Raw genomic sequence first — 23,552 nt, 5'->3', positions numbered from 1 at the left:
AAAGGAAAAACAAAATGAGTAAAAATGAAGCATTAGCATTGCTAAAAGACAAAAGACAAAAGTGTACTGTATATACAAGAGTTATGGGTTACCACAGACCTGTTGAGAGTTTCAATGTAGGAAAAACTGGTGAGCATAGACAACGAAAACAATTTACGGAGTAAGTATGACTCCGTTGAGCAAAAGGCGAACTTTAGTGACTGAATATAATATGGACTTTGTTCAAATTATATGAGAACAGATAATAAGGTTAAGAGATCAGTATATGATATAACAAAGTTTACTCATGTTGACTACCCTGACCATCTAGCTTGTATAGTGTGGTTTAGCGGATGCAACATGAGATGCGACTACTGTTATAACAAAGAGATAGTGTTTGCCAAAAGTGGAAACTACACTACTAATGATGTTTTAGAGTTTTTAAAAACACGTGTAAACATGCTTGAAGCTGTAGTTTTATCTGGAGGAGAAGCAAGTTCTCATGACTTAGTAGAGTTTTGCCAAGATATTAAAAAACTTGGATTTAAAATTAAACTAGACACAAATGGAACTTATTTTTCACAAGTAAAAGAGTTGCTGGACTTAAAACTGCTGGACTTCGTAGCACTTGATTACAAAGCACCAAAAGAGAAGTTCACAAAAGTTACCCATTCAAACAAGTATAGTGAGTTCTCAAAAACACTAGATTATCTTTTAAATGAGTTTGAAGATTTTGAGGTAAGAACTACTCTGCACAACGACCTTTTAAACACTGATGATATCAATAAAATCATAAAAGATTTAACTTCAAGAGGTTATAATAAAAACTACTACATACAAATGTTTCAAGATACTGGAGAGTCCATAGCTAACCTAAGCGCACCAAGAAGCTCTTTTGATATATCTCTTTTATTAAATGACCTAAATATTGTTTGGCGTTAACATATATCAATTTTTTTATAATAATTATTAGGTAGAATAAAGCATCTGAATTATCGGAGTGGATTTTTATGCAAACTCAAGAAGTAGAACCAAAACTAAACAAACGTGAGAGATACAAAGCCAGACTTAAACCAATTGACTATTTCAAAGAGTTTGAAGATCTTGACTTTGGCAACTTAGCAGAAGGTGATAGATTTTTTCTTCAAGACTTTGGTATATTTACTACTGACTTTTTAGAAGATGAGTTTACTATACGTCTTCGTATAGCTGCTGGAAAACTAACTCATGAACAATTTTCTTACATAGCTGATGTTGTTGCTGAGTACGACCTTACTGTTATTACAACGGCTAGAGGTGGTCTACAGATTCACGGTCCAGATGAAGAAAATGTGCTTGATATCTGGAAAAAGTTTAACACTCACGGTCTTACAACATGGCAGAGCTTTGGCGATAACATCAGAAATATTGTAACAGATGTTTTTGATGGTCGTGGAGCATATTCTGAGATAGAAACTTATCCTATTATCAAACAGATGGAAGAGTACATTATAAAAAATCCTCGCTACGTTGGAATGCTTCCTCGCCGCGTTAGTATTGGCATCTCAGGAAACAGTGCGAGTGTGACATCATTTTTTGCAAATGATTTGTATTTTGCTCTAGCAAAAAAAGATGGTGTCTTTGGTTTTAATGTTTATATGGGCGGTAAAAACACAGAGATAGCCCAGGAAGCAGATATCTTTTTGCTCCAAGCGCAAGTTTTTGACTTTTTCAAAGCATTTGTGGAAGCATTTTATCTTCACGGTTCTCGTTTTTCTCGATCTAAAACACGTCTATTTTATGTCATAGAAAATATAGGACTACCTGCTTTAAAAGCACATATAGAAAAAGAGTATGGCAAATCATTTGAATCAAGCGGAGAACTGCAACTAGATAAAAAGCTTTTCTCGCCAAATGAAAAACTTCGGGATGGAACTTACTCTTACTGCTACCAAACAGACTTCGCTCGTTTAAGTGTCCAAGAGATGAAAGAAATATCTAAATTTGCATCTGAGAATAATGTCGAAATTAGAATCGGTGTTGATCAAAATATTTACTTGCTTGGACTTCCAAGTGCTTCTACTCCATTTGCATCTCCAAAAGAGAGTTCAACTATTATCGCTTGTGCGGGTAATCTTTGTCCTTACTCTTTTTGGAGTATCAAAAACGAGACAAAGTACCTGCCTCTAACCAAGATAGCAGAGCATGGCATTACTGTCGGTTTTTCTGGGTGTATCAAAGGTTGTGGAAGACATAGACACACAGACATCGGTTTAGTAGGTCTAAAAACTAACAATTTTGGCGATACAGATGGTGGAGCTAGAGTATTTATAGGGGCTGTTCATACAACTGGTCAGAGCATCGGTCGTATGCTTTTTTCCATGGTTCCACTAGTACATCTACATAAAACCCTTGAACTTATCATAGATATCTTTGAGCAAAGCGGTCACAGTAACTTTGAAGAGTTTTCAGATGCCATTTTAAATAAGTTTTCAGAAGAATTTTTAGCACTTTGGGTACTTGCAAACCTTACAAGTGGTAAAAATCTAAAACTAGAGCCTACAGGTTCAGGATTTGAGTATGAAAAAAATCTTTTAAAGAGTACCTTTGTAGATGTTGACTTTTTAGAGCCCATAGATGAAGAGTTCTCGCACTCCATAAGTGCAATGGCTAAAAAACTATGGACAGTAGCAGGCGAAGACCCGACTTATAAACCTAAGATAAATAGAGTTAACTTTCGTTAACTCTATTTTAATTTCTTTCATCTATCTAATTAGTTAATCTACACTTTTCTGATATACTACATATATGAAAATATTAACTATAACCATAACTATTATAATCATTACAGTTTTCACCGCTTGTTCTAAGACTCGTGTTGATGTAAATTCAGATGGTAAACACCTTGATTATAACATTAAGATGAATATTAAAAACCACTAACATTTCTTTATGCAAGACTTACCAATAAACAAAGTACTCTCTCAAGTACAAGAAAAGCTCTTAAGTTCCAATCGTCTTGTACTACAAGCTCCTCCTGGGGCTGGAAAGACTACTGCTCTTCCTCTTGCACTATTAAATGAGCCTTGGTTAGATGATAAAATCATTATTATGTTAGAGCCTCGCCGTTTGGCAGTTCGCTCCTCGGCATCTCGTATGGCTGAGCTTTTGGGCGAGAATGTTGGAGAGAGAATTGGTTATCAGATAAAGATGGAATCACGTAAAAGTAAGAAAACAAAGATTCTTATAGTCACAGAGGGAATCCTCACTCGTAAACTTCAAGCAGATCCAAGTCTAAAAGATGTTGCGCTAATTATTTTTGATGAGTTTCATGAGAGAAGCATCCATGCTGATTTATCTTTGGCACTTACACTCGAATCTCAGTCCATCATAAGAGATGATTTAAAACTTCTTATTATGTCTGCTACTTTAAACACTAATGCTATTTGTAATCTGCTAGAAGATGCTCCACTCATAGAGAGTGAAGGTCGCTCATTTGCTGTAGAAGATATCTATCTAGATGCCAGAACAAAAGAACCGACAAAAAAAGAACTTCCTTTTTTTGTTTCTAAACTTATAACAGATGTTTTAAAAAGTGACGATGGAAATGTACTTGTCTTTTTACCGGGGATAGCTGAGATAAAAAAGACACAGATGCTAATTAATGAGTCTCTAGAAAAAAGTAATAACAGCAATATTTTTGTATCTGCTCTTTATGGAAACCTCTCTAAAGAAGAGCAAGACAGAGCCATAAAAGCACCACCAAAAGGTAAAAGAAAAATAGTTCTCTCTACTAACATAGCACAAACAAGTCTAACCATAGAGGGTATTAAGATAGTCATAGACTCAGGTTTGCAAAATAGTTCTGTTTTTAATAGCAGTTCAGGAATGAACAGACTTCAAAGCTCTTTTATATCACAAGATTCTGCTACTCAAAGAGCCGGTCGTGCAGGACGCTTAAGTGCTGGTAAATGTTATCATCTTTGGCATAAAGGTAAGATACTTCTAAAACATGACAAACCCGAGATACTCTCAACAGATTTAACACAGATGCTACTTGAACTCTCCCTTTGGGGAAATGAAGAGATAAGCGAACTTCAGTGGATGGACTTACCGCCTGAGAGTGCTATGACTCACGCTAAAGAGCTTCTGTTTTACCTTGGAGCCATAGATGCAAAAGGTAAAATAACTGCGCATGGAAAAGAGATGTGTTCATTTGGTATGCATCCGCGATTAGCCCATATGATGATAAAAGCTAAAGAGATGCATCTTACATATGAAGCTTCTCTACTTTGTGTACTAATTCACGATAAAGATATCTACACCTCAGCGTACAGATCTTCCGATATAAGAGAAAGAGTCTCTGTTTTACACGATGTCAGTTGTGGCATCTCCATAAATGCGTCTCATATAGACATAAAACATTGTAAATTTTTACTTCAAAGTGCATCTAGGATAGAAAAGAAGCAAAAGAGTGTTGTCAATCTAGAGATGATAGGAGTTCTTCTTGCTCTAGCCTATCCTGATAGAGTCTCAAAACGAAGAGAAAAGAACGGTTGCTCATATCTTTTGGCAAATAAGAAAGGTGCTTACTTACATAGAGAAGATGAGCTTTTTGACTCTCAATACTTAGTAGTTTGCGATTTAGATGCAAGAAGTGAAAATGCTCTTATATATAAGGCAGCAGTTATAGAGAAGTCTCAAATTGAACTTTATTTAAAAGAGAATATAGAGACTAAAGAGTCACTTTCTTGGAACTCTGAGCTTCAAAGAGTCGAGGCTAGAAAAAGAAGCTATTTTGGAAATATTGTTATAAATGAGGCTCAGATGCAGAGCAGTTCTAGTGAAGAAGTTTCATATGTTCTGTTAGATGCCATACGAGAGCTAGGCTTAGACTCTCTAGCGTTCTCAAAAGACTCTCTTGCTCTGAGACATCGTATAAACTTTATAAACGCTCACAAGGCTCTTAAAGTTAGTTGTGAGTTTCCTGACTTTAGTGATGAACATCTACTTGAGACTATGGAGGAGTGGCTACTTCCTTATATTGAAGGAAAAAACTCATTAAAGTCTCTTTCATCTCTAAATCTCTACTCCATACTCTCGGGATTACTAACGTGGGAGCAAATGCAATCTCTTGATGTTTTAGCACCTGCGAAGATGAAAGTCGCAAGCGGTTCTAATATCTATATAGACTATTCAGATGCAGACAAGCCCATACTTGCAGTTAGACTTCAAGAGATGTTTGGCACTCAAAATACGCCTACTGTGCTAAATTCAAATGTTAAACTAATGATCCACCTACTCTCTCCTGCATCCAAACCTATGCAAATAACACAAGACTTAGAGAGCTTTTGGGCAAATACTTATAATGAAGTAAAAAAAGAGCTACGTGGAAAATACAAAAGACACTATTGGCCAGACGACCCGCTAACAGCTCAGGCAACTAACAGGACTAAGAGAAGAACCTAAGTTTATATCCAAGACCTTTTACATTAATGATAAGTGTTTTAGAGGTCTTGCCTCTTAGACGTCTTACAAAAGTTCTAAGTCTCTCATCACTAACACTCTCACCCCAGATGCTCATTTTTATAGTTTCATCATCTATAATGTTATTTTCACTTTCAACAAGAAGAGTTATAAACTTCTTCTCATTTTTAGATAGTGCGACGAACCTTGAATCTTTGTAAAGAGCATGTGTTGTCTTGTTAAAACTAAAACCGTCACTTAAGTTTACCACTTTACTTCCAAGCTCATCAGCTATAGAAGATATATATTCTAGTATCTCATCAGGGTCATAAGGTTTTAAAAAGTACTTAGCAACTCCTACGTCTATTGCATTAAATAATTTCTCTCTCTCACTAAAGGCACTTAAGATTATTACAGGTACATTAGGGTTTAATTTCTTTAACTCTCCTGCCATCTCTAGACCTGTAAGTTTAGGCATATTGATATCTGTTATAACAATATCAGGAGATATCTTTATAAATTTATCTAAACCCTCTTTACCATCTTTAGCAATAATAAAGCTATGGAAGCTATCACCTATGGCACCTTTAAGAAGTCTGGCAATATTCTCTTCATCTTCAACGAGAAGTACTCTCAAACTCTTTAATGACTTATTTCTCATTGTCTACCAACGGTATCTTTATACTAAAGGTTGTTACACCTTTTTTACTTCTTACATCTAAGTAACCATCCATACCTTGTTCACAGATAATCTTTGACATAAAAAGACCAAGCCCTGTTCCGCTACTTTGATGTTTAGTCGTAAAATATGGCTCAAAGATATTGTCGATAGTATCTTTAGAGATGCCACCTGCATTATCTTGAAGTTCTATTAACGCGAAGTTATCTTCTCTTTTAGTTGTTATATTTATTTCTCGTATCAAGATGCCATTAGTAACAAAGGCATCTTTAGCATTTTTTATAAGGTTTATAATTACTTGAGTCAACTCATTTGAGATGCCAAGAACACATAAATCTTCAAAGTCAGTTTTAACACTTATCATCTCAGATTCAAGCATCTTGTCTAATAGACTTAAGGACTCATTTATACTATCACTTATGCTAAATGGATATTTCTCTTTTTGAGGATTAAAGAAGTTTGTAAAGTCATCTATAGTTTGAGACATATTTTTTATAATGTTTTTACTCTCACTATAAAGTTCAGTAAGCTCTTGTGTTTTATTATCAAGCGCTGCTTTTTTCATACTAAACATAGCGAGATTTAACTCTGTTAAAGGTTGTCTCCACTGATGAGCAACATTTGCCAGCATCTGACCTAGAGATGCTTGACGAGATTGCAAAAACATAACCTTTTGTTTCTCTTCATTTTTAGAAACTTCATCTTTCACGCGCTGTTCTAATGTTTTGTTTAGCTCTTCTAACTCTTTTGTTTTATCCTGAACTCTAAGTTCAAGAGTTTTGTTTAGCTCTTCTAGCTCTTTTTCTTTTTTTAAAAGTTGTTCTTTGTAGAAGACTTCTTTTGTAACATCGTAACGAATAGCTATAAACTCAGCTATATTATCATCAACATCCAGTATGGGAATTACGGTTGTATTTACATAAAAAGTAGAGCCGTCTTTTGCAATGTTTTTAACAGTCTCTTTATAGATTTTTTTCTCTAGTATTGTGTCCCAAAGAGTTTTAAACTTTGAAGCATCTACATCTGGATGTCTTACGATATTGTGGTTTTTACCAATAAGTTCATCTTTTGAATAACCTGAAATATTACAAAACTCATCATTTACAAATGTGATGATGCCATCTATATCCGTTCTTGAGATAATATTGCTTTTTTCTATGGCTTCTTTGTACTGTTTTAACATAGTATGATTATATCACACCATCTTTATTATGAACTTGATTAAAGATATGATAAAATATTCCTTACTTATTTTGGAGATTAACTATGAAAAGAGTTTTTTTAATACTAATATTTTTCACACTAAGCCTCTGGGCACAAAGCTATGACGCATACTTGAACTCTTTTACATACCAAGAGCGTAAAGATATGAAGATAAGAGCGGTTGAGCTTTTGGTAATGCTTGAAGAAGGAACTGCGCAGCTTGTAGATATCCGCTTTAAAGAAGAGTACGAAGCGTGGCGAATGCCTTATGCGATAAACATTCCCATAAATGAACTTCCTAAACGTTTAAATGAGCTTGATAAGTCAAAACTTATAGTTACAGCTTGTCCTCATAAAGACAGAGCAATCATGGCGCGCACCTATCTAAAGCTCAAAGGTTATAATGCCCGTTATCTTGTAGATGGACTCATAGGTTTAGCCGAATTTTTACGTGGGGATAATGCTAAAGAGTTTATAGATGAGTATAAACTCATAAACAAGAAATCCAATTAATGCTATACTAATCCCATGATTAACATCTCAAGCAACAAACAACTTGATATTATTTTACCTAGCACAAACAAAGCTTTAAAAGAAGTTCTCAAAAGTGCAACACCCCAAGAACTTGAGGTTATTGTAAAGAGTAAAGACTTAAAGTCTGTTATAAATTCACTCCTAAGTGAGAGTGCTAAAAGCTCTGCATCTGACAAAGTTCTTCTTGAGATGCTAAAAAACAACCCTACTCTCAAAGATTTGGGCAATGTATCTACAACTATAAAAGAACTTTTAAACTCTTTTAAATCAAGTGTAGAATCTATGCCTATAGAAAAAATATTAAGTAAATTTATTTCAGATATGAAAAGACTAAGTGATATGGCACCTAGTGATAAACGAACACCCAACTCTAAAACATCAACAACTCAAACACAAGATTCTCCAAGCTCTTTAAAATCGACTATAGAACCTGCAGCCATGCAAAAGATTGTGAGTAAATTTATCATAGATGCAAAAAGCCCAAATGATATAAACAAAACCCCTCTAACTCCTACAACTTTGCAAAATGCTCAAAATCAGATAAAAGAAACATTAAACTCAATATTAACCATTGTAGAGAAAAGTCCAGCATTTCCTCTTAAATCTTTAAGCTCAGAAATTAAAAATCTTATAAAAAACGAAGCCTTAACCAATTCTTCTTCTCCTACGACACAATCTTTAGCTAAGCTTAGTAAGGGAATACAAAATATCATAAGGTCTTTAGAATCCAATCTTAAAAATATTGATTTATCAACTATAAAAGAGAAACTAACTTCTCCAATATTAGATAAAGTAAGAACACCATTTTCCATAGAAAAAATACTTAAAGAGTTTTTAGGAGATATAAAACAACTAACAAATGATGGCGTATTAAAAAGTAAGATTACAGACTCAGGTGTATTTTTAGAATCAAAATTAAAAAATCTACAAAACCCTCAAGTAGAGTTAAAAGATACTCTAAAGTCACTACAGGTTTTAGTTGAAAAAAGTTCTGTCTATCCTGTTAAATCTTTGGGTAAGCATATACAAAATATGTTAAATAGCCAAACACTAAAAAACGCTTCAAACACATCTTTCACACAAACTATTCCTGATGATAAAAAAGCTATAACACAACTTGTAAAAGGCATTGAAAAGATTGTTGAGACTCTACAAACAAATCTAAAAGTAGGTGATGTTACTACTACTAAAACTTTTAATACTTTACTCCAAAAGCTTGAACATCAGATACGACCAAAACTTCTGACTCCTGAAAATTTTAAACTTCCGGCTATTCAAGATACAGTTGGGCAACTGGTTCCAATGTTAAATAAAAGTGCACTTCCTGAGGCTAAAGGTTTACTCGACGCTTTAGTGAAAATACTACAAATAACACCCAACATATCACTTGAACAATTTACAAACAAGAAAGTTCCTCAAGAACTTCAAAATGCGATGCAACCGCTCAAAGATGTAATAAGTAAAGCTGATCCTCTTTTTTCAAAAGATATTGGACTGATTTTAAACAAACTAGACTCTTTAAACAGCGCACAAAAACTCTCTTCTAGTAAGCATATAAAAGAGATGCTCTCTACTGATCTTAAATCATTATTGCTAAAAACAAGTGATGATATCGCTAAATCATCACTTCCAAATCAAGCAGAAATAATGAAAAATCTTGATAAATTATCACTTCAGATAGACTACTACCAACTTATGTCACATTTATCAAACTCTTCATCCCTTTATCTTCCCTTTTCATGGGATGCACTAGAGCAAGGAAATATAAACCTAAAAAAAGGTGAAGATGATAAATTTTACTGTGATATAGAGCTTAAACTAAAAGAGTATGGAGAGTTAAACCTTAGATTGGTTTTATATGAAGAAAACCAACTCAACATTCAAATACACTCTGATAATGAGGAGTTTAAAAAAATAATAAAAGAAAACATCTCTTCTCTTCGCTCAGCACTTATAGAGTCTAATATAACACCAAGAGAAATACGCCTTTTAAATGCAACAAAAAAAGTTCCTAATTCACCTTATGAAGTTCCATCAGAAGAGTTCTCCAACGGTATAAATGTAGGGTTTGAGATAAAAGCATGATAAGAATTAAAATAAACTACAGGGAAACACTAAATGCTGAGTCATAAAAAAGCAGTCGCATTAAGATACAACATAGATAAAGAATCTTCACCAAGGGTAATTGCTAAAGGAAAAGGCAAAAGTGCTGATAATATTATCAAAATAGCCCAACTACATAATCTACCTATAAAAAAAGATGAAGATCTTATAGAACTGCTCTCAAAAGTGGAGCTTGATAAAGAAGTTCCAGCTGCACTGTATAAAGCCGTTGCAGAAGTTTTTAGTTTTATTTATAAAACTACAAATAAATCATAGAGTTTTACATTCCATTAAACTTTTTACTTAAGTTGACCCCAGTTATCACCTATATTCATACTTGCTTCTAATGGAATGTTTAACTCATAGATACTCTCCATTATCTCTCTTAACCTATTTCCAAGAATCTCTGCTTGGGATGCTTCTACTTCAAAGATAAGTTCATCATGGATTTGTAAAAGCATTTTTGCATTTAAGTTTTCTTCTTTTATGACTTTTGATATTTTATTCATAGAGAGTTTTATAAGATCAGATGCACTTCCTTGAAAAACGCTGTTTACAGATTCTCTATCATAAGCTGCTCTAAACATCGGTGAAGCATTTTCATAGTCAAAGTATCTACGTCTCTTAAGCAGTGTTTCTATGTAACCCATCTCTTTAGAACTATCTACAATTGAGCGAAAGTAAGTCTTAACAGTTGGAAATGACTCAAAATACTTTTCAATAATCTCTTTTGCTTCTTTTGTAGTGATGCCTAGAGTCTCTGAGAGTTTTTTCTGTCCCATTCCATAGAGAAGTCCAAAGTTTACTGTTTTTGCAACTGCTCTTTTACTAGGAGCTTCTTCTTCGCCAAATAATGCGATAGCAGTTTGTAAATGAATATCTTTACCAGCTTTAAATGCATCTACTAAAACTTTATCTCGTGAAAAATGAGCTAGAAGTCTAAGCTCAATTTGTGAGTAATCTATACCGATTAATTTTTTATCCTCAGATGCTACAAATGCTTCTCTAATTTTTAAACCAAGAGCACTTCTAACAGGTATATTTTGTAGATTTGGATTTTTAGAACTAAGTCTTCCCGTAGCTGTTCCTGTTTGAACAAATGATGTATGAATTCTTGCATTTTTATCTTCTTTACTAAGCTTTAAAAGCGGTTCTATGTAAGTAGAATACAGCTTATAAACCTCACGGTATTCTAAAAGTGATGTGATTATTTCATGTTTATCTTTTAGTGAGTTTAAAACTTTTTCATCAGTTGAGTAACCAGTCTTTGTTTTTTTACCAACTGGAAGTCCAAGATGTTCAAAAAGTATCACTCCTAGCTGTTTTGTAGAGTTGATGTTAAACTCACTTCCAGCTAGCTCATAAATCTTTTTAGTCAAGCTTGAGAGAGTATCTTTTACTTCCACTAAAAACTTCTCTAAAAACTCAGCATCTATTTTTATACCCTCTTTCTCCATCTCTAAAAGTGTAGTTATAAAAGGAACTTCAACTCTTTGTGACTCTTCTATAAGATGAGATGCATTTTGGAGTTTTAACTTCTCATTTAAAAGATAAAATAGTTTTAGAGTTATATATGCATCTTCGGCAGCATACTTAGTGGCATCTTCGAGTTCAACACTTGCAAATGTCTCGCCTTTTTTTACAGTCTCTTTAAAAGCAACCATAGTATGGTCTAGTAATTTATCTGATAGTTTATCAAGACTTAGAGCACTCTCTGGGTTTATTAGCCAAGCTAAAATCATAGAATCAGCATATACCTCAAGAGTATCATCATTTAAAAATCTACTTACAAAGTGAAGATCAAACTTGATGTTATGACCTACGACTTTAGAGTTAAATATCTTTTTAATAGCTCTAGCTGCATCCTCTTTAGAAATCTGATCTGCAACTCCTAAGTAAAAGTGTGCAAACGGCACATAGAATGCTTCTTTATCATTAAAACTAAAGCTAAATCCTACTAATTTATCTTTTTCATAATCAAGTCCTGTTGTCTCAGTATCAAAAGCGATAATAGTCTCTGGAGTTAAAGAGTCCAAGAGTGTTTCTAACTCTTTTGCATCTGTTAATAAGGTAGTCTTGAAGTCTAAGTTTTTGCTCTCTTTTACATCTTCAACTCTTAATTCAGACTCAGCGTGAGCTTCATCACTAACCATATTTTTAGCACGTAAAACTCTAAGAACTGCATTTTGTTCATACTTTACAAGTTCATCATAGATATTTAAAAATGGATGCTCTATATCCATTTTATACTCTTCAAAATCCAACTCATCTAAAACATCATCTTTTAGTGTTACAAGCTCTTTTGACATGTATGCTTGGTCTTGAGATTCCCTCAACTTCTTTTGTATCCCAGGAGGCTTAATCTCATCTATATTTGCATATATATTATCAAGATTTCCATACTGAACTAAAAGTTTTTCAGCACCAACTTTTCCAATACCTTTAACTCCATGAACATTATCTGCACTATCTCCAAGAATAGACTGATAATCTATAAACTGCGCAGGTGTAACTCCATACTTAGCAAAACATGCATCTTCATCCATACTTTTACGCTTTATAGCATCAACAACAACAATTCTTCCATCATCTATAAGCTGATAAAGATCTTTATCATGAGAGACTACTCTAACGTTATAGCCTTTTTCTTTTGCATATTTTACAACTGTTGCTATCATATCATCAGCTTCAAAACCAACTTGACCTAAGGTTTTATAACCCATCTTGTCTATCCACTCGATAGCAATGGGGAGTTGCATAGTAAGTTCTTCTGGTGGAGCTGTACGGTTTGCTTTATAGTTTGGGTCTATCTCATTTCTAAAAGTATTTCCCTTTGTGTCTATTGCAAAAATCAGATAATCACTGTCGTGCTGTTTTTGTAGTGTTGATATAAAGTTCGTAAAGCCCGTTAAAAGCCCAGTGGGAAAGCCATCTTTATTCTTTAAATGTTGTGGGAGTGCATAAAAACTACGAAAGAAAAAACCAAAAGTGTCTATTACTGTAACTGTCTTGCTCATACTAATCCTCTAAAGTCTCTATTATTTCTTCAATAACACTCTCTAAGACACTTCTTTTATACCCTGCATCTTGAGCCAACTTCATTCCAAAGTTGATAGATCTCTCGGAGAGTGGCTGGTTTATCGGAATAATTGTTTTTACTATGTTTAGTGCTGTAGAATATTCTCTTAGTTCATCAGGTGCATCTTGCGGATTGTCTGCAAATCTAATCATCTCTATAAACTCTTTATCAAATCCCCAGTGCTCAAAAACTTCTGCAGTTATTTCAGAAGTAGTTACTCCCAGGTAGGATTTTTCAACTACTGCCAAGTTGTTTGAATTTTTAATCTCTGACTTAAAACTTATAGTTTCATCTTCTTCAATAATAGCACTTGCAATAAGTATCTTTCCTGTCTCTTGTAAAAATGCACTAAGATATAGCTTATCTGCTTTTTCTCTATCAATTTGTCTATACCATTTATAGATAAAAGCTGCCTGCATACCTGAGATATCTGCAAACTTATCAGAACTAATGCCATATGGTTGCATATCTACATTTAAAAGTTTTCTTACAGAGTTTCCAAGAGCAATAGTACGAGTCATACCCATACCAAACAGGCCTACTGCCTGAGCAACATTTCTTATATCTCTACCAAAGCTGTAAAGCGGTGAGTTTGCGACTTTTAAAAGATTTGCTACAATCATAGGGTCGTGTTCAATTATCTTTGCCAAATCATGTACAGAAGCATCTTCTTTTGCATATATTTTATTTATATCTTTAATTGTTTTTGAAAGTGGGGGAAGAGACTTTATACTATCGACAATTGAGCTTTTCATCCGCAAGCCTTTTTTTAAAGTTATTATATCACTTTTTTATAAAATACCATGCGATTTTCCCAAGATACTTTGCTTCATACATAGCATTTTTAGTGTGTTTAAATATATAATTTAAGTATGACACTCTGTCAATGATTTCTTAGGATTGCTAATATAATCATATCCATTGTAGATTGTATATGCCCCATAAAGAATGACTGCTACAGATGCAAGACTCATCATCATGTTTCTAAAACTAGTTGCAGATGTTAAAGATGCTAAAAAGCCAAGTCCAAACATAGCAGGTATAGTACTAATACCAAAGATAGCCATTACCAAAGCCCCATAAATAGGATCAGCAGTACTAGCAGCGGTAATAGCAAAGAAATATACAAAGCCACAAGGTAACAGACCGTTTAGCATACCAAGAACAAAAAAACTAAGGTTTGACTTTGAGTTTAAAACTTTTTTAAAAGCGTTTTTATATAGTGGTGATGAAGAAAATGAGTGTTCTATAAGAGTTAAAAATTTAATTTTACCCATTAGAGATAATCCGGCTAGAACCATAGCAACACCGGCAAATATAAGCAAAGCACCGTTTGCATTATTGGAAAAAGTGACTACCCCGCCTAAAGCACCAAACATTGCACCAAGTATAGAATATGTTAGGACTCTACCAAATGAGTAAAGCAGGTGGGCAAAACTTTGTGAAACCTTAGAGCTCTTAGGCTCAATTTTTATTGTGGAGTATGCCAGAACTATTCCACCACACATACCGATACAATGACCAAAAGAACCTAAAAAAGCGATGCTAATAATTGTTAATATATTTACTGTTTCCATCTAATGCTACTAATGTCCTAAGAGTTGTTTTCTTATATGAGGATTATTAAGAGTCTCGCCCCTTAACATTCGTAGTCGCATTGTATCAAAATCTACATGCGTAGGAGCTTTTTTTTCATACGCACCAAATCCGTAACCCATTGGTGTTTTATCAACAAGAGAATAAAAAGCACTTCTTCCATCTATCCATTTTTTTGTATCTCTACTCATAACCCAAATGGTGGAGGAATCTCTAAACTCTTTATCTTCTAGCCATTTTATAAAACCCCCATGATCATGGAAAAACCAAGTCTTACCACTTGGTGAAATAACTTGTGAAATATAGTCCATATTATCTATAACCATTCCACAGTCACTATCTTGGTATTTATTGACAACCATCTCCAAAGGCACTTTTTTTACGTTACCCTCTTTGATAACTATCATCTGCTTTTGAGATGCAACTGAGAGAAAAATAGTTACAATAAGGGCAACTAAACTTAGTATAACAAATAAGGGTATAAACTTTTTAATCATATATATAAAACTCCTAATAATATTTGGTAAATCATAGAAAAAACAATAAATAAAGCTGAAAAATAGAAGATTTTGCAGATAAAAAACTATATTATAAAAGTATATATTTATTTAATCTATATGAAAAATCAAATGTTTTAATATTTTATAATTTATTTTATCATAAATTTGTTACGATAGTGTTAGATGATATCACATATCTATCTTCTCTTTTTTCCCTTTCCTAAATCATCATAATGTAAAAACCTTTTCAACTCTTCATGTATCTCATCACTTAGAGATTCCCAAAGAACTTTTTTAATTTCATATCTTTCATAGTTTTCTTTTTTGCTCTTTTTTATATCACGGATAAGATAGTGGTATCGAACAATTTTTTTTGTATATTCACTTATAAAAGGCCAGTTCTTTATGATTTGATAACTTACTTCTTCATGATCTGTAAAACTATATTCACCATGTATGATATCATCTTCATTTTTTTTAAAAGCGGAAAATGGCTTGCCTATATCATGTAAAAGTGCAGCAGGTATAAGTTTAAAATCTTTAGCTTTTATTGTGTAGTATGTAACTCGAAGTGTATGAAAAAGAACACCATGCTGATGCCACTCATTTTGAATAAGAAAGAGTGACTTCAAGAATGGTACTGATAAGATTGAATTTTTAATATTTTTATCACTTTTCATATAGTTTTATCTTATGCCAAAGGATGACAAACTTCGACAGTATCTTTTAAATCTTGCTTTTGTATATGTGTATATATTTGCGTCGTTAAAAGTGAAGCATGTCCTAATAGCTCTTGTACCACTCTAAGATCAGCTCCACCTGTGATAAGTGATGTTGCATAAGAGTGACGAAGAACATGAGGAGATACACCAAGATATTTTTGTGTTATCTTATAAGCTGATATCCTACTAAGAGAATCCCCCTTATAGTTACACCAAATATACTCATGCTCTTTTGGTTTTTCCAACAGATAAGCATTTATAGCCTCTAGTGCAACTTTTGCAATAGGAACAATTCGTTCTTTTTCTCCCTTGGCATGTCTTACATGTAGCCAACCATCTTCCATATCCTCTCCCCTTAATGCCAAACATTCACTAATACGTGTTCCAGATGCAAAAAGAAAGATAATAAGAGCATAATCACGAAGACCTAACCATGAGCTTCTATCTATAAGTGCAAGGGAGTTTTGTATCTCTTTGTAAGATAAAAATTTAGGAAGAAGTTTTGGGATTTTTGCAAATTTGTATTTTGTTTTTTCTGTGCTAAAGTGACTCTTATGACAAAAGTCAAAAAAAGCGTTTATAGCGGAGAGTTTTCTATTTAGTGTTCTTTTGTTTTTATATCTTGATAAATATGCAAGAACACTTTTTGATTCAAGAGAAATAAGAGGAGTTTGTAACTCATTTTCTATAGATGAAAGGTCACCTTTATAAGCCTCAACACTTTTTTTACTAAGTGCTCTTGTTACACTTATATATTCTATAAAAGCTTCTAGCTCATTGCTCAAGTGAGATATACTCATCATCTATGTAGAATATATTATTAGCTGCAAAAATATAACCGTCTTCTATTTCTACTTCATATATGCTGTATTGCTGTAAGTCTTTTGAAAGTTCAATAAGGTAACCCTCTTTTTCCAGTGCATAGATTTTGTCATTATGAATTATTAGACCTAAAAAGTGAGCAAATGGGAACTTCACTTTTGCATTTACTTGCAAATCTGGAGTCAAAGATATAATTTCACCCTGCTTAGTAGTGATGAAAATATCTTTACCAGAATAAGCTATGTTTCTTATCTCATAACTAACTCTAATCTCCTTATCAGCCATTGACAGAAGTTTGTTTCCTGTTGCTGCAATTAGTCTATTGTCAACCACATTAAAGTATATAATATTATTAAAGTTGTCTTCTGAAGAGACAATAGTAGTTCTGAGTTTCTTTTTTAGTTTTGAATTTACGATTACAATTTTTCCATCAAGAGTTAAAAATAAAACTAAGTCTTTCATAAAGTATGGGTTTACAATTCTAGAGTCAACAACTACAGGAGACTTGCCTTGAATTTTAACTAAAAGACTCTCTTGGGATACAGAGTAAAGCGCCATCTCATTATCAGCAAAAAGTACTGCTAAAATATCATCTTTAATACTTGCTCCGGCAATAGTCTTTTTAAGGTTAAATTTTTTCTTCATAGACTTATCTTCTATAAACTCTATAATAAGCTGTCCATCAATAGTAGAGCTAAGAATCCAACCGTCACTATTACCAAGAAGTCTGTATGACTCTTCTATAGTAGTATCAATAACTTTATCTTTTAAAAGTACTTTTCTGTTCTCTAGCATAGCTACATCTGAAGATACATCAACAATCTTCTCTTCACTTGTTCCGTGAAATGCCCAGTCATCTTTTATAATCTTTGGTTCAAAAACTTTTTTAGAACTGCATCCTACAAATAAAAAAGTAATAAGTAGTATAATAAATAATACAAATATATTTTTCAAAATCTTACTTTACTCCATAATGAAGCAATGCATTAGCTATTTTGCTCATTGAAGATTGAGTAGATACTTTGGCTAGTTTTTCATGAGCTTTTTGGATTTGTGAATTATTCATTAGGATAATTGCACTTTGCACTAAAGCTAAATCTTTATATACAGCATCTTGTGTAGAAGCATAAGAGTCTAAAGAAGCTGCATCTTTTGCATCTTGTGCTATTTCATACTTTGCAAGATCACCAATCATAACTGCTGAAGAGTTTGTTAGCTCTTTAATAGTAACCATATCTTTTTTAGCAACTGCGTTAGAGTATCTCCATGCATCATATAGTTCTGTTGAGATGCTCTTTAGGGTTAAAAGTGCCTCAGAATTTGTTGCATCTTCACTCAGAGTAGAAAGAGCATTATTTGCCGCTGTTATTTGGCTCTGTTTATTAATACTGTATGCTACATTCGCTGCAATTGCAACAACCAAAACAACTACAGCACCAATCATTAAATTTTTATATTTTTTTATAAATTTTTCTGTAATAACAGCTTTTTCAAAAAACTTCTCTTCAGAATTCAACTCTTCTCTTACCATTGCTATATCATTTTTAATACTCAAAAATATTCCTTACTTAACTATATAATTTTCTAAAAGTTTAAAATAATATCGTATACTTTGTTAATATTTCATCAAACACATAGATTTTTTTTGTTACAATCATACAAATTATATAACTAGGATGCATATGCAAGTAGATGACGCATTATTAACTAAATTAGAAAAACTATCTTTTTTAAAAGTTTCTGAGGGTAAAAGAGAAGAGATTATTACTCAATTATCTGAAATAGTAAGCTTTGTTGATAACTTAAGCGAATTAAATACTGATGGTGTTGATGATAATTTTGCTATGAATGACAAAGGTACTTTAGTTAGAGAAGACTCTCCATCATGTGATAGAAGTATTAATGACAATATACTAAAGAATGCACCGCTTAGTGGTGATAATTTCTTTATAGTTCCAAAAATAATCGACTAATCGGGAGAATCTTGTTATGAGTGAAACAGCTGAGGAAGTCAAAAAAGTAGTTGATATTAAAAAACTGCTCAAGAGTGTTTTAGCATATGGTTCAAGTGATTTACACCTTGTTGTTGGTAGTGAACCACAGATAAGGATTGATAAAGAACTACGTCCTCTAAATCTAGCTGTTTTAAATGCTAAAGATATTGAAGAGATGGCTTACTCACTCATAGAAGACAAGCAGAAAAAAATCTTTGAAGATGCTAATGAGCTTGACTTTTCGTTTGAGCTCAAAAGTATTGGACGTTTTCGTGCCAACTACTATCGTACTATCGGTGGGATAGGTTGTGCTTTTCGTATGATTCCTATAGATATTCCAACACTTGATGAATATGGCAATCCTCCTATTTTCAAAGAACTTATTAAAAAAGAGAAAGGTCTTATTCTTGTAACTGGTCCGACCGGTAGTGGTAAGTCAACTACTTTGGCTTCTATGCTTCATGAGATTAACCTAACAGAGAGACGACATATAATCACTGTTGAAGATCCTGTTGAGTTCGTTCATAAAAATATTAAATCTCTGTTTTCTCAAAGAGATGTAGGAAATGACACTGCATCTTTTGCTACTGCACTAAAATATGCACTTAGACAAGATCCAGATATCATCCTTATCGGAGAAATGAGAGATGCTGAAACTATCGGTGCAGCTCTTACAGCGGCTGAAACTGGTCACTTAGTATTTGGAACACTTCACACAAACTCAGCACCTGGTACTATTAACCGTATTATTGATGTTTTTGATGGCGAAGAACAGGCTCAAGTTAGAGCACAGCTAGCTTCTTCACTCGTCGCCGTTGTATCTCAAACACTTATTCCCAGAGTTGGTGGCGGTAAAGTTGCAACACAAGAGATTCTTATAACGAATCCGGCAATTCAAAATCAAATACGTGAAGATAAAGTCCACCAGATCTACTCACAGATGCAACTAAATCAAAAAGAAACAAACATGACAACTCAAGCTCAACAGTTGATAGATCTACTGCAAAAAAGAACTATTACAAAAGAGAATGCTATAAAAAATTCTAATAGACCTGAAGAACTAATGAAGATGATAGGAGGCTTATAACATCCTCTCTACACCAGCATAAAATAACCTAAAAAAACACTTATAATTAATTCTTTCTTAAATATAAAACTTAATACATAATTAACACTTTCTTCTTATAATTCTACTAAATAATTTTACTATTCTTAAGGGGAAGAAATGAAAAAAAGAGTTTACCTATCGGTTATTTGTGCGTTAGTAATAAATGCAACAGCATCTGACTTAGGAACAATACAAGTAGAATCATCTACAATTGATGATAAATTTGCAAACAAACTAACAGAAGTCTCTAGTACTTCAACTATGCAAGGAAGTGAGGTAGAAGAGTTTCATGCAGAAAATATTGCTGATGTATTAAACACTCTTCCAGGGGTAACAGTTAGAAAAAATGAAGGTGACTCAAACAAGATACATATCAGAGGTGTAGGAACTGAGATGTATATGGGTGAGAAACCTGGTGTAGCTATTGTTATAGATGGTGTACCTGTTCAAGAGAGAGCTGGAAGTGTTAATATTGATATTGACAACATTCAATCTATAAAAGTTTTAAAAGGTGGTGCTTCTTACCTATATGGTAACGATGCCCTTGCCGGTGCTATTATTATTACTACAAAGAGACCTAAAAATAAGAACAAAGGTCTTGCAACTATAGAGCAAGGTAGCTATGGATATGGAAAATATTTAGCAGCTTACAATGCAGCTTCAGAAAATTTTGCAGCCAATGTTCAAGCAAGTTATAAAAGGAGTAATGGTTACTGGGATGATTCTGATTATTGGACTAAGTCTGCTAATGGTAAATTTCAATACTATATAAATGATAGCAGTGACATAACATTTGGTGCAGACAAGACCTTAAGATATGAAAATGATACAGGTTCAATTACTCACACAACATATGATGCAGGCGTATATACAAATCAGGTTGATGACAATCCAAAAAGTGCTGGTGAAGTAGGATATGCGACAAAATATGATATAGACCTAGAAAAATACTTTGTTACATATTCTAACGATATAACAAACAATTCAAACCTAATGACTCAACTATATACATATAAAGATACTACAACAAATAGAAGTAGTGCATATGATAGCAATAACGATGGTCTAAATGATGATCATGTCTATGATTCCTATGCTAAGACGAATCAGATTGGTTTAAAATCAGAGTATAGACTTAGTGCAAAAAAGTTTGCGCTAATGGCTGGTCTTGATATAGCAAAAAATGAAGAAGATAAAAGTAATACCTATAGAGTTGATTACACCTCCCGAGGAGTAACTACACCGGCAGGAACAGTTAGCAGTGACACAAACTCTATGGAAGACATCAATGCCATTTATGGAGAATTAAAATACAAAGTATCTAAAGATTTTGTAACCACTTTAAATGCTAGATATGATCAAATTAGTTATGACTATACAAATAACTTAACATCAGCTAACTGGAAGAAAACTTATTATGAGGATTCATATAGAGTTGGGGCTACTTACAATCTCAAAAACAAGCAAATACTATTCACTAGTATTTCTACAGGTTTTAGAGTTCCAACTGTATCTCAACTATATGCTGGCGATATTCTTTCAGGTCGATATACATATGCGAACAATACAAATATATCAACAGAAAAAACAATCAACTATGAAATCGGTATTAGACAAAAAACTGATTTACTTTCATATGAAATTTCAATTTTTCAACTTAATAGAAATGATGTTATTGCAAAAGATAGCGGTAACTATGTAACAGACCCGACTGCAGCGGCAACTACATATGGAAACTATGCTGACATTAGAAACCGAGGTTTAGAACTAGCTGTTAATAGTAATAAGAAGAAAGACCTTTCATTTGTTTTTAGCTACACTTATTTAGACTCAAAATATACAAGATTTGACAACTATAAGTTAATACTAAATGGTGCTGTGGATAGTGTTCATGATTTAGCTGGTAACACTGTACCAAGAACATCAAACCATACCGTATATCTTGAGGGTAACTATAGAGTAATGCCAAGTGTTCTGTTAACAGCTGACGTTAACTATAAGTCTTCTCAATATGCAGATGATTTAAATAGAGTTGAAGTTGATGGATATGCCGTTGTTAACTTAAGAGCAAAATACAATACAAAAGTATCAGACTTTGATATTGAAGTATTTGGAAAGATTGAAAATCTTTTTGACAATCAATACTATATGATGCCACGTGTAACTGGTGATAGAAATAATGATGGACTTTATGATATAAGAGATATGGGACTAACTGTTAACCCAGGTAGAACTTTACTTGCCGGTGCAACTATAAAATTCTAATAATAAATAAGTAGGTAAAAAAATGAACATAGAACTAATAAAAGATATTGTTGACTACGGTATTATCGGTCTTCTTGGAGTTATGAGTTTTATGACTTTTTGGTTTTGGATTGAGAGAATTATATTTTATAGAGGAGTAGATGTACAAAGTTTTGAGACAAAAGAAGAACTTGAAATTGTTCTCACTAATAATATCAATATTATCTCAACTTTTGGTTCTAATGCACCATATATTGGACTACTTGGTACAGTATTTGGAATTATCATAACTTTTTACTCTATGGGGCAAGGTAGCGAGCTAGAGGTTAAGATAATTATGACATCTTTAGCTCTTGCTCTAAAAGCTACTGCCATGGGACTTATAGTGGCAATTCCGGCCATAGTATTTTACAACCATTTAGCTAGAAAAATTGAAGTTATTCTAGCTCATTGGGATATAAAAGAAAAGAGAAAACTTGCAAATTAAAAAATTTGATTCAATAAATGTAGTCCCCTTTATTGATATTATGCTTGTACTTCTTGTGATAGTCCTTATTACAGCTACATTCGTAGCAAAAGGGATTATTCCTGTTGACCTTCCAACTTCAAAAACTGCAACTAAGCAAAACAGTAAAAAGAATCTAACTATTACCATAAAAGAGAATGGTGATATTTTATTTGACAAGGTTAAGGTCTTAAAAAAAGACATTATTATAGAACTTTCGAAACATGATATTAAGATACCTGTTCATATTAACTGCGACAAGGATGCAAAATTCGACCTGTTTGTTTCAGTTCTAGACTCTCTAGAAGAAAAAAAATTTAGAAATCTTGGAATAATTACCAAGAAAAACTAAGAAGAGAACTTAAATGGAATATACAGCTTTTATATCAATCTTTATCATTGGTCTCTCTTATGGAGCAACTGCATGTATGTTTTCATGTATGCCATTTTTAAGCCCTCTGCTAGTGAGTAACTCTACCAATACAAAACAAGCACTTGGTATTATTTTACCTTTTAGTTTGGGAAGAATTTTTAGTTATACATTAATAGCGATTGTTGCATATCTGAGTTCTGTTTGGGTAAAACAGATGCTAAATGACAACCAAGTTTTTAGTGTAATCTTAGGTGTTAGCACAATTTCTATGGGAATTTATCTCTTATACAAGAGTTTTAAACCAACTGGCTCATGTGGGCACTCTGCTCCACTAATAAAAAAACCAAAGTTAAATAAGCTCGGTTTTTTTACTATTGGTGCAACAATGTCTATAAACCCATGTGCTCCGATAATGGCACTTTTGGCAGTAGCGGCAAATAGCAGCAGTATTTACAACTCAATAGGACTCGGTTTGTTCTTTGGTCTTGGTGCTGTTATATTTTCAATTATATTTTACGGTTTTATACTCTCAAAACTTATCAAGGGATTGATGATGCAGTTCTCCTCTTATAAGCTAATTATAGAGAGAATAGCGGCACTTTTACTGGTAACAGTAGGAATATTAGTACTAAACGGTGTTTTAATACTTTAAAAAAGATTAGGAAT

Annotated in this window: 24 protein-coding genes; 14 read left to right on the top strand and 10 right to left on the bottom strand. The window is 33.2% G+C overall.

Features of this window, described 5'->3' with window-relative positions; translation table 11 throughout:
* Nucleotides 1-14 precede the first annotated feature (14 nt).
* From nrdD to hrpB, 5 genes are all read left to right on the top strand, one after another.
* Nucleotides 15-164 carry an anaerobic ribonucleoside-triphosphate reductase gene (gene nrdD, locus ACLHDE_RS05775; RefSeq protein ID WP_415398257.1) on the top strand — a complete coding sequence of 50 codons (150 nt, stop codon included), beginning with the start codon at nucleotides 15-17 and terminating at the stop codon, nucleotides 162-164.
* Between the two features lie 67 nt (nucleotides 165-231).
* Nucleotides 232-921 carry an anaerobic ribonucleoside-triphosphate reductase activating protein gene (locus tag ACLHDE_RS05770; RefSeq protein WP_415398256.1) on the top strand — a complete coding sequence of 230 codons (690 nt, stop codon included), beginning with the start codon at nucleotides 232-234 and terminating at the stop codon, nucleotides 919-921.
* A 68-nt stretch (nucleotides 922-989) separates the two neighbouring features.
* Nucleotides 990-2,702, top strand: coding sequence for a nitrite/sulfite reductase (locus ACLHDE_RS05765; protein ID WP_415398255.1), 1,713 nt, complete (start codon nucleotides 990-992; stop codon nucleotides 2,700-2,702).
* A 64-nt stretch (nucleotides 2,703-2,766) separates the two neighbouring features.
* Entirely contained in the window at nucleotides 2,767-2,901 is a 135-nt protein-coding gene (locus tag ACLHDE_RS05760) for a hypothetical protein (RefSeq protein WP_415398254.1), read from the top strand.
* A gap of 9 nt (nucleotides 2,902-2,910) precedes the next feature.
* Nucleotides 2,911-5,427 carry an ATP-dependent helicase HrpB gene (gene hrpB, locus ACLHDE_RS05755; RefSeq protein ID WP_415398253.1) on the top strand — a complete coding sequence of 839 codons (2,517 nt, stop codon included), beginning with the start codon at nucleotides 2,911-2,913 and terminating at the stop codon, nucleotides 5,425-5,427.
* Here hrpB and ACLHDE_RS05750 read toward each other — a convergent pair.
* Nucleotides 5,411-6,085 carry a response regulator transcription factor gene (locus tag ACLHDE_RS05750; RefSeq protein WP_415398252.1) on the bottom strand — a complete coding sequence of 225 codons (675 nt, stop codon included), beginning with the start codon at nucleotides 6,083-6,085 and terminating at the stop codon, nucleotides 5,411-5,413. The two genes, hrpB and ACLHDE_RS05750, sit on opposite strands and share 17 nt — an antisense overlap.
* Complete coding sequence (locus ACLHDE_RS05745) at nucleotides 6,075-7,286, bottom strand: PAS domain S-box protein (RefSeq protein ID WP_415398251.1); 1,212 nt, start codon at nucleotides 7,284-7,286, stop codon at nucleotides 6,075-6,077. Before ACLHDE_RS05745 ends, ACLHDE_RS05750 begins: the two co-directional genes overlap by 11 nt.
* 83 nt (nucleotides 7,287-7,369) lie before the next feature.
* Here ACLHDE_RS05745 and ACLHDE_RS05740 point away from each other — a divergent pair, with 83 nt between their 5' ends.
* Genes ACLHDE_RS05740 through ACLHDE_RS05730 form a run of 3 tightly spaced genes read left to right on the top strand, consistent with a single transcriptional unit; the run spans nucleotide 7,370 to nucleotide 10,219 of the window.
* Complete coding sequence (locus ACLHDE_RS05740) at nucleotides 7,370-7,819, top strand: rhodanese-like domain-containing protein (RefSeq protein WP_415398250.1); 450 nt, start codon at nucleotides 7,370-7,372, stop codon at nucleotides 7,817-7,819.
* Between the two features lie 15 nt (nucleotides 7,820-7,834).
* Nucleotides 7,835-9,925: a flagellar hook-length control protein FliK gene (locus ACLHDE_RS05735; RefSeq protein ID WP_415398249.1), complete on the top strand. Its 2,091-nt coding sequence runs from the start codon at nucleotides 7,835-7,837 to the stop codon at nucleotides 9,923-9,925.
* Nucleotides 9,926-9,958: 33 nt separating this feature from the next.
* Nucleotides 9,959-10,219 (top strand): EscU/YscU/HrcU family type III secretion system export apparatus switch protein, encoded by a 261-nt coding sequence (locus ACLHDE_RS05730; RefSeq protein WP_415398248.1) that lies wholly within the window; start codon nucleotides 9,959-9,961, stop codon nucleotides 10,217-10,219.
* A gap of 23 nt (nucleotides 10,220-10,242) precedes the next feature.
* On the opposite strand, the gene polA is transcribed toward ACLHDE_RS05730, so the two are convergent.
* The 8 genes from polA to ACLHDE_RS05690 all read right to left on the bottom strand — a co-directional run bounded on the left by polA (nucleotide 10,243) and on the right by ACLHDE_RS05690 (nucleotide 18,217).
* Nucleotides 10,243-12,960, bottom strand: a complete 2,718-nt coding sequence (polA, locus tag ACLHDE_RS05725) for a DNA polymerase I (protein WP_415398247.1) — start codon at nucleotides 12,958-12,960, stop codon at nucleotides 10,243-10,245.
* Nucleotide 12,961: 1 nt separating this feature from the next.
* Nucleotides 12,962-13,777 (bottom strand): HDOD domain-containing protein, encoded by an 816-nt coding sequence (locus ACLHDE_RS05720; protein ID WP_415398246.1) that lies wholly within the window; start codon nucleotides 13,775-13,777, stop codon nucleotides 12,962-12,964.
* Between the two features lie 111 nt (nucleotides 13,778-13,888).
* Complete coding sequence (locus tag ACLHDE_RS05715) at nucleotides 13,889-14,599, bottom strand: sulfite exporter TauE/SafE family protein (protein ID WP_415398245.1); 711 nt, start codon at nucleotides 14,597-14,599, stop codon at nucleotides 13,889-13,891.
* Nucleotides 14,600-14,608: 9 nt separating this feature from the next.
* Nucleotides 14,609-15,115 (bottom strand): hypothetical protein, encoded by a 507-nt coding sequence (locus tag ACLHDE_RS05710; RefSeq protein WP_415398244.1) that lies wholly within the window; start codon nucleotides 15,113-15,115, stop codon nucleotides 14,609-14,611.
* Nucleotides 15,116-15,315: 200 nt separating this feature from the next.
* On the bottom strand, nucleotides 15,316-15,798 hold the full coding sequence (locus ACLHDE_RS05705) for an HD domain-containing protein (protein WP_415398243.1): 483 nt from the start codon (nucleotides 15,796-15,798) through the stop codon (nucleotides 15,316-15,318).
* Nucleotides 15,799-15,809: 11 nt separating this feature from the next.
* The gene (locus tag ACLHDE_RS05700; RefSeq protein ID WP_415398242.1) at nucleotides 15,810-16,643 is read right to left on the bottom strand and encodes a tyrosine-type recombinase/integrase; all 834 of its coding nucleotides are present in this window, start codon (nucleotides 16,641-16,643) and stop codon (nucleotides 15,810-15,812) included.
* Nucleotides 16,615-17,616: a hypothetical protein gene (locus tag ACLHDE_RS05695; protein WP_415398241.1), complete on the bottom strand. Its 1,002-nt coding sequence runs from the start codon at nucleotides 17,614-17,616 to the stop codon at nucleotides 16,615-16,617. The genes ACLHDE_RS05700 and ACLHDE_RS05695 overlap by 29 nt, the downstream gene beginning before the upstream one ends.
* A gap of 4 nt (nucleotides 17,617-17,620) precedes the next feature.
* The gene (locus ACLHDE_RS05690) at nucleotides 17,621-18,217 is read right to left on the bottom strand and encodes a hypothetical protein (RefSeq protein WP_415398240.1); all 597 of its coding nucleotides are present in this window, start codon (nucleotides 18,215-18,217) and stop codon (nucleotides 17,621-17,623) included.
* Between the two features lie 127 nt (nucleotides 18,218-18,344).
* Here ACLHDE_RS05690 and gatC point away from each other — a divergent pair, with 127 nt between their 5' ends.
* The 6 genes from gatC to ACLHDE_RS05660 all read left to right on the top strand — a co-directional run bounded on the left by gatC (nucleotide 18,345) and on the right by ACLHDE_RS05660 (nucleotide 23,538).
* Nucleotides 18,345-18,635, top strand: a complete 291-nt coding sequence (gatC, locus tag ACLHDE_RS05685) for an Asp-tRNA(Asn)/Glu-tRNA(Gln) amidotransferase subunit GatC (RefSeq protein WP_415398239.1) — start codon at nucleotides 18,345-18,347, stop codon at nucleotides 18,633-18,635.
* A gap of 16 nt (nucleotides 18,636-18,651) precedes the next feature.
* Nucleotides 18,652-19,743 (top strand): type IV pilus twitching motility protein PilT, encoded by a 1,092-nt coding sequence (locus ACLHDE_RS05680; protein WP_415398238.1) that lies wholly within the window; start codon nucleotides 18,652-18,654, stop codon nucleotides 19,741-19,743.
* 138 nt (nucleotides 19,744-19,881) lie between these two features.
* A complete protein-coding gene (locus ACLHDE_RS05675; protein ID WP_415398237.1) occupies nucleotides 19,882-22,029 on the top strand; it encodes a TonB-dependent receptor in 2,148 nt (715 codons plus the stop codon).
* A gap of 22 nt (nucleotides 22,030-22,051) precedes the next feature.
* Entirely contained in the window at nucleotides 22,052-22,495 is a 444-nt protein-coding gene (gene exbB, locus ACLHDE_RS05670) for a TonB-system energizer ExbB (RefSeq protein ID WP_415398236.1), read from the top strand.
* Entirely contained in the window at nucleotides 22,485-22,865 is a 381-nt protein-coding gene (locus tag ACLHDE_RS05665; RefSeq protein ID WP_415398235.1) for an ExbD/TolR family protein, read from the top strand. Before exbB ends, ACLHDE_RS05665 begins: the two co-directional genes overlap by 11 nt.
* Before the next feature lie 13 nt (nucleotides 22,866-22,878).
* Nucleotides 22,879-23,538, top strand: coding sequence for a sulfite exporter TauE/SafE family protein (locus ACLHDE_RS05660; RefSeq protein WP_415398234.1), 660 nt, complete (start codon nucleotides 22,879-22,881; stop codon nucleotides 23,536-23,538).
* Nucleotides 23,539-23,552 lie beyond the last annotated feature (14 nt).

This window comes from Sulfurimonas iocasae, assembly GCF_047716755.1.
In the GTDB taxonomy this organism is placed as follows: Bacteria; Campylobacterota; Campylobacteria; order Campylobacterales; family Sulfurimonadaceae; genus Sulfurimonas.
Note: the sequence above shows the minus strand (reverse complement) of the source record. Positions and strands in the feature narration are given on the sequence as shown.

What these genes read in the sequence shown, in the direction of transcription:
- ACLHDE_RS05735 (WP_415398249.1), top strand. Translation starts at nt 7,835, where the DNA reads ATGATTAACATCTCAAGCAACAAACAACTTGATATTATTTTACCTAGC.
- ACLHDE_RS05715 (WP_415398245.1), bottom strand. Translation starts at nt 14,599, where the DNA reads ATGGAAACAGTAAATATATTAACAATTATTAGCATCGCTTTTTTAGGT.
- nrdD (WP_415398257.1), top strand. Translation starts at nt 15, where the DNA reads ATGAGTAAAAATGAAGCATTAGCATTGCTAAAAGACAAAAGACAAAAG.
- ACLHDE_RS05760 (WP_415398254.1), top strand. Translation starts at nt 2,767, where the DNA reads ATGAAAATATTAACTATAACCATAACTATTATAATCATTACAGTTTTC.
- ACLHDE_RS05705 (WP_415398243.1), bottom strand. Translation starts at nt 15,798, where the DNA reads ATGAAAAGTGATAAAAATATTAAAAATTCAATCTTATCAGTACCATTC.
- polA (WP_415398247.1), bottom strand. Translation starts at nt 12,960, where the DNA reads ATGAGCAAGACAGTTACAGTAATAGACACTTTTGGTTTTTTCTTTCGT.
- ACLHDE_RS05740 (WP_415398250.1), top strand. Translation starts at nt 7,370, where the DNA reads ATGAAAAGAGTTTTTTTAATACTAATATTTTTCACACTAAGCCTCTGG.
- ACLHDE_RS05765 (WP_415398255.1), top strand. Translation starts at nt 990, where the DNA reads ATGCAAACTCAAGAAGTAGAACCAAAACTAAACAAACGTGAGAGATAC.
- ACLHDE_RS05700 (WP_415398242.1), bottom strand. Translation starts at nt 16,643, where the DNA reads ATGATGAGTATATCTCACTTGAGCAATGAGCTAGAAGCTTTTATAGAA.
- hrpB (WP_415398253.1), top strand. Translation starts at nt 2,911, where the DNA reads ATGCAAGACTTACCAATAAACAAAGTACTCTCTCAAGTACAAGAAAAG.
- exbB (WP_415398236.1), top strand. Translation starts at nt 22,052, where the DNA reads ATGAACATAGAACTAATAAAAGATATTGTTGACTACGGTATTATCGGT.
- ACLHDE_RS05680 (WP_415398238.1), top strand. Translation starts at nt 18,652, where the DNA reads ATGAGTGAAACAGCTGAGGAAGTCAAAAAAGTAGTTGATATTAAAAAA.
- ACLHDE_RS05750 (WP_415398252.1), bottom strand. Translation starts at nt 6,085, where the DNA reads ATGAGAAATAAGTCATTAAAGAGTTTGAGAGTACTTCTCGTTGAAGAT.
- ACLHDE_RS05770 (WP_415398256.1), top strand. Translation starts at nt 232, where the DNA reads ATGAGAACAGATAATAAGGTTAAGAGATCAGTATATGATATAACAAAG.
- ACLHDE_RS05660 (WP_415398234.1), top strand. Translation starts at nt 22,879, where the DNA reads ATGGAATATACAGCTTTTATATCAATCTTTATCATTGGTCTCTCTTAT.
- gatC (WP_415398239.1), top strand. Translation starts at nt 18,345, where the DNA reads ATGCAAGTAGATGACGCATTATTAACTAAATTAGAAAAACTATCTTTT.
- ACLHDE_RS05710 (WP_415398244.1), bottom strand. Translation starts at nt 15,115, where the DNA reads ATGATTAAAAAGTTTATACCCTTATTTGTTATACTAAGTTTAGTTGCC.
- ACLHDE_RS05745 (WP_415398251.1), bottom strand. Translation starts at nt 7,286, where the DNA reads ATGTTAAAACAGTACAAAGAAGCCATAGAAAAAAGCAATATTATCTCA.
- ACLHDE_RS05675 (WP_415398237.1), top strand. Translation starts at nt 19,882, where the DNA reads ATGAAAAAAAGAGTTTACCTATCGGTTATTTGTGCGTTAGTAATAAAT.
- ACLHDE_RS05720 (WP_415398246.1), bottom strand. Translation starts at nt 13,777, where the DNA reads ATGAAAAGCTCAATTGTCGATAGTATAAAGTCTCTTCCCCCACTTTCA.
- ACLHDE_RS05730 (WP_415398248.1), top strand. Translation starts at nt 9,959, where the DNA reads ATGCTGAGTCATAAAAAAGCAGTCGCATTAAGATACAACATAGATAAA.